Source organism: Winogradskyella immobilis (assembly GCF_021887715.1).
Classification (GTDB): domain Bacteria; phylum Bacteroidota; class Bacteroidia; order Flavobacteriales; family Flavobacteriaceae; genus Winogradskyella; species Winogradskyella immobilis.
Window position 1 is genome coordinate 1 of the sequence record NZ_JAIQXX010000071.1, and the last position, 477, is coordinate 477.

A 477-nucleotide genomic window follows, 5' to 3' on the forward strand; every position below is an offset into this window, starting at 1 on the left:
GTGATTACTAGAACTTGGTCTTTAACTGATGAGTGTGAAAACACAACAACTCTTGTTCAAACCATTACTATTCAAGATACGACTGCACCTACATTAGTTAATGGTACTAATTTTGAAACTAACGTTTCTGTAACATGTGATGCCATTCCTGCTGCACCTGCTTTAGAGTTTGAAGATAATTGTTCTACGGATTTAAGTATTAGCTTTGAAGAAAACTCTACACAAGGTAATGGATCTGGGGATTATGAAATCGTAAGAACTTGGACTGTAAGTGACGAATGTGATAACGAAGCGGTATTTACTCAAGTTATTGAAGTTAGTGTTAATACATTCTCTATCCAGGATCAAAGATTCTGTATACAAGATGATGTTGACTTTGATTTATTCTCTGCACTTACTGGAGATGTAGATACAAGTGGTACATGGACGGTGTCTTCTGGTAATGCAACTATAGTTAATGGTAGTTTCTTTAATCCA

1 protein-coding gene is annotated in these 477 nt (G+C 35.4%); it reads left to right on the forward strand.

The features are described 5' to 3' along the window. Positions 1-477 (forward strand): HYR-like domain-containing protein (locus tag K8Z87_RS13875; RefSeq protein WP_456119787.1); only part of this gene is annotated, 477 nt, incomplete at both ends.